Raw genomic sequence first — 2,500 nt, 5'->3', positions numbered from 1 at the left:
TCACCCGTTAACGGGCTCTGACTACTTGTAGGCACACGGTTTCAGGATCTATTTCACTCCCCTTCCGGGGTGCTTTTCACCTTTCCCTCACGGTACTGGTTCACTATCGGTCACTAGGGAGTATTTAGCCTTGGGAGATGGTCCTCCCGGATTCCGACGGAATTTCACGTGTTCCGCCGTACTCAGGATCCACTCAGGAGAGAACGAAGTTTTGACTACAGGGCTGTTACCTCCTATGGCGGGCCTTTCCAGACCTCTTCATCTACCTCGTTCCTTTGTAACTCCGTACAGAGTGTCCTACAACCCCAAGAGGCAAGCCTCTTGGTTTGGGCTGATCCCGTTTCGCTCGCCGCTACTCAGGGAATCGCATTTGCTTTCTCTTCCTCCGGGTACTTAGATGTTTCAGTTCCCCGGGTCTGCCTTCTCATATCCTATGTATTCAGATATGGATACCACTCCATTACGAGTGGTGGGTTTCCCCATTCGGAAATCTCCGGATCAAAGCTTGCTTACAGCTCCCCGAAGCATATCGGTGTTCGTCCCGTCCTTCATCGGCTCCTAGTGCCAAGGCATCCACCGTGCGCCCTTTCTAACTTAACCGTTAAAAAGAATCACTACGTGATATCTTGTATTACAATTGAATGTGAATTACTTCTGTTATCTAGTTTTCAAAGAACACGTTGGTGGAGCCTAGCGGGATCGAACCGCTGACCTCCTGCGTGCAAAGCAGGCGCTCTCCCAGCTGAGCTAAGGCCCCGTGTATTGGGTAAAGATGGTGGGCCTGAGTGGACTCGAACCACCGACCTCACGCTTATCAGGCGTGCGCTCTAACCAGCTGAGCTACAGGCCCATCTACCATATGAAAGAATCAAAGTTCCTTCAAAACTAAACAAGACAGGGAACGTTCTGTTTATAAGACACAAGGTCTTATATTCCGTTAAAATCCTTAGAAAGGAGGTGATCCAGCCGCACCTTCCGATACGGCTACCTTGTTACGACTTCACCCCAATCATCTGTCCCACCTTCGGCGGCTGGCTCCATAAAGGTTACCTCACCGACTTCGGGTGTTACAAACTCTCGTGGTGTGACGGGCGGTGTGTACAAGGCCCGGGAACGTATTCACCGCGGCATGCTGATCCGCGATTACTAGCGATTCCAGCTTCACGCAGTCGAGTTGCAGACTGCGATCCGAACTGAGAACAGATTTGTGGGATTGGCTTAACCTCGCGGTTTCGCTGCCCTTTGTTCTGCCCATTGTAGCACGTGTGTAGCCCAGGTCATAAGGGGCATGATGATTTGACGTCATCCCCACCTTCCTCCGGTTTGTCACCGGCAGTCACCTTAGAGTGCCCAACTGAATGCTGGCAACTAAGATCAAGGGTTGCGCTCGTTGCGGGACTTAACCCAACATCTCACGACACGAGCTGACGACAACCATGCACCACCTGTCACTCTGCCCCCGAAGGGGACGTCCTATCTCTAGGATTGTCAGAGGATGTCAAGACCTGGTAAGGTTCTTCGCGTTGCTTCGAATTAAACCACATGCTCCACCGCTTGTGCGGGCCCCCGTCAATTCCTTTGAGTTTCAGTCTTGCGACCGTACTCCCCAGGCGGAGTGCTTAATGCGTTAGCTGCAGCACTAAGGGGCGGAAACCCCCTAACACTTAGCACTCATCGTTTACGGCGTGGACTACCAGGGTATCTAATCCTGTTCGCTCCCCACGCTTTCGCTCCTCAGCGTCAGTTACAGACCAGAGAGTCGCCTTCGCCACTGGTGTTCCTCCACATCTCTACGCATTTCACCGCTACACGTGGAATTCCACTCTCCTCTTCTGCACTCAAGTTCCCCAGTTTCCAATGACCCTCCCCGGTTGAGCCGGGGGCTTTCACATCAGACTTAAGAAACCGCCTGCGAGCCCTTTACGCCCAATAATTCCGGACAACGCTTGCCACCTACGTATTACCGCGGCTGCTGGCACGTAGTTAGCCGTGGCTTTCTGGTTAGGTACCGTCAAGGTGCCGCCCTATTTGAACGGCACTTGTTCTTCCCTAACAACAGAGCTTTACGATCCGAAAACCTTCATCACTCACGCGGCGTTGCTCCGTCAGACTTTCGTCCATTGCGGAAGATTCCCTACTGCTGCCTCCCGTAGGAGTCTGGGCCGTGTCTCAGTCCCAGTGTGGCCGATCACCCTCTCAGGTCGGCTACGCATCGTCGCCTTGGTGAGCCGTTACCTCACCAACTAGCTAATGCGCCGCGGGTCCATCTGTAAGTGGTAGCCGAAGCCACCTTTTATGTCTGAACCATGCGGTTCAAACAACCATCCGGTATTAGCCCCGGTTTCCCGGAGTTATCCCAGTCTTACAGGCAGGTTACCCACGTGTTACTCACCCGTCCGCCGCTAACATCAGGGAGCAAGCTCCCATCTGTCCGCTCGACTTGCATGTATTAGGCACGCCGCCAGCGTTCGTCCTGAGCCAGGATCAAACTCTCCGATAA

General features: G+C 53.2%; 2 tRNA genes and 2 rRNA genes (1 of these 4 cut by a window edge). All 4 read right to left on the bottom strand.

From position 1 onward, the window contains the following. Positions 1–600, bottom strand: a 23S ribosomal RNA gene (locus ACXN9U_RS00020); it reaches 2,329 nt to the left of the window's first position. An 81-nt stretch (positions 601–681) separates the two neighbouring features. Next, positions 682–757: transfer RNA gene (locus tag ACXN9U_RS00015), tRNA-Ala, on the bottom strand. A 16-nt stretch (positions 758–773) separates the two neighbouring features. Further along, positions 774–850 (bottom strand) — tRNA-Ile (locus tag ACXN9U_RS00010). A gap of 100 nt (positions 851–950) precedes the next feature. After that, positions 951–2,500 (bottom strand): 16S ribosomal RNA (locus tag ACXN9U_RS00005). Together the 16S and 23S rRNA genes with 2 tRNA genes alongside form the textbook arrangement of a ribosomal RNA operon.

The organism is Bacillus sp. BACIII (assembly GCF_057836745.1).
This window is presented reverse-complemented; position numbering and strand designations above follow the sequence as displayed.